Annotated in this window: 1 protein-coding gene; it reads right to left on the bottom strand. The window is 46.2% G+C overall.

Annotation, left to right across the window (positions count from 1 at the left end):
* Positions 1–3,147 (bottom strand): SNF2-related protein (locus DW694_RS17345; protein WP_286187249.1); only part of this gene is annotated, 3,147 nt, incomplete at both ends.

A 3,147-nucleotide genomic window follows, 5' to 3' on the forward strand; every position in this document is an offset into this window, starting at 1 on the left:
CGCTGCATATTTCCTACCGGGTCTTTTCCGATCTCCAGCTTATAAGAACATTTCCCTTTGACCGTCAGTTCAAATGCATTGGAGAACATATTGTAGGAAGCAGATAACGTAAACCCATGATATTCCCCGACCTTTCCACCGGTGCTAACGGTTTTTAGTCCTGCACAGGCAGCGATCAATGCCTCGCCTGCTTCTTTCTTATCTTCATAAAGGACATTTCCTACTGTCATGGCAAACGTGTCATTATCCTGTAAATCCACGCTTTTTACTACCTGGGAATCTATCTGCATCCCGGCAATCCGCTCTTTCAATGCACTGATCTGTACCGGGAAATTCTTTGCAATATCGGATTCCAGACGGTAAATCTGACTGGTATGGTTTGCCTTTAAGAGTTTCAGTTTACTCACTTGCACATCCAGATCCATTTTTTCCTTAATGTACGGATTGCCTGTAGCAAGTGCCTTGATCTCTGCATAGGACAGTGCCGTATCATCCACATCTTCACAGGCCCTGACCGGGGATTTACTGGTCATGATCTGACTGATGAACTTCTGCTTATTCTCCAAAATCTGCCACATATACGCATCAAAAGTGTTCTCCGTCACATACCGGAATATCTTTACTTTGTCATTCTGGTTTCCCTGTCTTAAAATACGTCCTTCCTGCTGTTCCAGATCAGACGGCTTCCACGGACAGTCAAGGTGATGCAGAGCAATAAGCCTGTCTTGCACGTTGGTACCAGCACCGAGTTTCGGTGTAGAACCCATGAGGATTCTCACCTGTCCGGCCCGCACCTTTGCAAACAGTTCCGCTTTCTTCGCCTCCGTGTTATATTCATGGATAAAAGCAATCTCTTCTTTCGGGATTCCTCTGGCAACCAGCTTCTCCCTCACATCATCGTAAACATTGAAACTGCCATCCCCTTTTGGTGTGGACAGGTCACAGAAGATCAGCTGGGTTGTCCGGTCTGTCTTTCCCTCATCCCATACCTGAAAAGCATTTTCCACACAGGTATTGACCTTGCTTTTTTCGGCATCCGGGAGAAGTTCATTCAACAGTCTCTGGTCAAGGGCACATTTTCTTCCATCATTCGTGATTTTCAGCATGTTGTCCTCGGTCGGATTTACTAAGCCTGCCCTTACACTTTCGGCACGTTCTGAAAATGCACTGACCATTTCCTGCTGTTCTTCACTTGGTTTCAAGACTTCATTGATAAACTCTGCTTCCGGCACTGGAAGGTTCAGCATATCAGAAGTCTGAATATCTGCAGCTTCCTTAAAAATGGAGATCAGCTCCGGAAGATTAAAAAAACGGGCAAACCGTGTTTTTGCACGATAGCCCGTTCCTTCCGGTGATAATTCGATTGCGGTTACTGTCTCTCCAAAGGTTGCCGCCCAGGAATCAAAATGTCCCATACCCATACGCATGAGTGTGTCATACTGGAGATAACGCATGATAGTGTAAAGCTCCGTCATACTGTTCGATACGGGAGTACCTGTAGCAAAGGTGATCCCTCTGCCGCCGGTCAGTTCATCCATGTACCGGCATTTCATAAACATATCCGAACTTTTCTGTGCATCCGTCTGTGAGATTCCCGCCACATTCCGCATTTTTGTATACAAAAAAAGGTTCTTAAAACTATGGCTCTCATCCACAAACAGCCGGTCTACGCCTAACTGCTCAAAAGTTACTACATCATCCTTTCTGGTCTGGTCATTAAGTTTCTTCATCCTCGCCTGCAGACTCTTCTTTGTTTTTTCCAACTGCTTGATAGTATAATTCTGCCCTGCCTGATGTGCTGCTTCTTCAATGGAGAACGTAATATCTGCAATCTGCTGTTCCAGCATGGCAATCTGACGTTCCCTTGAAAGAGGGATTTTCTCAAACTGTGTATGCCCGATGATCACAGCATCGTAATCCCCTGTCGCAATACGGGAACAGAAACGTTTTCGGTTCGCCGGCTCAAAGTCTTTCTTCGTTGCCACCAGGATATTTGCCCCAGGATAAAGTCGTAAGAAATCACTGCCCCACTGCTCGGTCAGATGGTTTGGCACAACATAAAGATTCTTCTGTGAGAGTCCCAGCCGTTTTGATTCCATACCGGCTGCGATCATCTGGAATGTCTTTCCAGCTCCTACGCAATGAGCCAGTAACGTATTATTTCCATACAGCACATGAGCCACTGCGTTTTTCTGATGCGGCATCAGGGTGATCTCCGGATTCATGCCAACAAACTGAATATGGCTTCCATCATATTCCCGTGGACGGATGCTGTTAAATCGTTCATTATAGATCTTACAGAGATCTTCCCGTCGGTGCAGGTCTTTAAATATCCACTCCTTAAATTCCTCTTTGATCAGTTCCTGCTTCTGCTGTGCCAGCATCGTTTCCTTCCGGTTTAATTCCCGGTGTTCTCCATCGGCATCCTGTACCGTGTCATAAATCTTGGTATCCCGGAGGTTTAAGGCATCTTCCAAAAGGCGGTAGGCATTGGCTCTCTGTGTTCCGTATGTGGAAGTGACAAGAGCATTTCCGTAGCTGTCCACATTCTTTCCCATAACATTCCACTGTCCGGTCACTTCTGCATACTGGACTTTGACCTTGCTCCCTACATAATATCTTGGTGTATGGAATGTCTCTGCCATAAACCGTGTAATGTAATCCTCGGAGATCCAGGTTGCCCCAAGTCTTGCCTCAATCTCTGATGCATCCAGATCTTTTGGCTGTACCTGCTCCAAATACTGCACGTTCACCTGATATTCCGGGTGATCCTCTGCAAACTGTTTGGCGATCTGCAGTTTCTCCCTCACATTTCCAGAAAGATATTCGTCCGATGGCTCCCATTTTTCACTGATCGGGTTCTTAAAGATTATCCCTGCCAGTTCTTCGGTAAGCTCCTCTTCTGTTTTCCCGGAAAGCTGTGCCATATAAGAAAGGTCAACGCCTGCCCTCTCACCGATAGAAACCGCAAGTGCCTCACTGGCAGTATCTACAGAAGTTACCGTTTCTGCCCTGCGGATTGTCCTTTTGGTAAAAATATCCGCTTTTCGTTTCAGTTCTCCCTTATCATCCAGAAATTCCAGAGAAGTCAAAAGACAATAGCTGCTGTCCTGACTAAATGCCCGCTTATTGGCATTGCTGCTGAGA

Source organism: Ruminococcus sp. AM26-12LB (genome assembly GCF_003480785.1).
Taxonomy (GTDB): Bacteria; Bacillota; Clostridia; order Lachnospirales; family Lachnospiraceae; genus Blautia_A; species Blautia_A fusiformis.